Origin of the sequence: Mesorhizobium sp. M2A.F.Ca.ET.037.01.1.1 (genome assembly GCF_003998075.1) — a bacterium.
Lineage (GTDB): Bacteria > Pseudomonadota > Alphaproteobacteria > Rhizobiales > Rhizobiaceae > Mesorhizobium.
The window spans coordinates 1-909 of record NZ_RZSA01001541.1 but is presented as its reverse complement, the minus strand read 5'-3'; the positions used below and the strand labels follow the sequence as shown (position 1 = coordinate 909).

Sequence of the window (909 nt, the reverse complement as noted above, 5' to 3'; positions counted from 1 at the left end):
CATCAGGATGCCGTAGAAACCGGCGCCGACGCCGCCGACGATGACTTCGCCGAGCTGCATGTTGATGATCGGGATCATGCCGCCGAGCGCGGTGAAGCTATCGTGCATGGCGTTGACGGCGCCGCAGGAGGCTGAGGTGGTGATGACCGCGAACAAGGCCGACAGGGCGATGCCGAAGCGGGTCTCCTTGCCTTCCATGTTGCCGCCGTCGATGCCGAGCGCATGGACCAGCGGGTTGCCGGCGGCCTCGGCCCAATAGCAGACGACGACGCCGGCGATGAACAGCACGCCCATCGAGGCGAGGATCGCCCAGCCCTGGCGCTCACTGCCGACCATGCGGCCGAAGACGTTGGTGAGGCCGGCGCCGAGCACGAAGATGGTCAGCATCTGGATCAAGTTGGAGATCGCGTCCGGATTCTCGAACGGATGCGCGGCATTGGCGTTGAAGAAGCCGCCGCCATTGGTTCCGAGCATCTTGATGGCGACCTGCGAGGCGACCGGTCCGAGTGCGATGGTCTGCTTGGCGCCTTCCAGCGTGGTGGCGTCAACATAGGGCCCAAGCGTCTGCGGAATGCCGAGCCAGACATAGACCAGCGTCAGCACGATACACATCGGCAGGAGCACGTAGAGCGTGCAGCGGGTCAGATCGACCCAGAAATTGCCGATCGACTTGCCCGAGGCACGAGCGAAGCCGCGGATCAATGCGATTGCAATCGCAATGCCGGTGGCGGCCGAGACGAAATTCTGGACGGTGAGGCCCGCCATCTGCACGAGATAGGACATCGTGCTTCCGCCGCCGTAGTTCTGCCAGTTGGTGTTGGTGACGAAGCTCGCGGCGGTGTTGAAGGCGAGCTGCGGGTCGACCGCGGTCATGCCGGCGGGGTTGTAGGGCAGCACGCCCTGCAGCCG

Annotated in this window: 1 protein-coding gene; it reads right to left on the bottom strand. The window is 64.6% G+C overall.

The window, feature by feature from the left end:
- Nucleotides 1-909: potassium-transporting ATPase subunit KdpA (kdpA, locus tag EOA27_RS38210; protein WP_127258931.1), on the bottom strand; the 909-nt coding region annotated here is incomplete at both ends.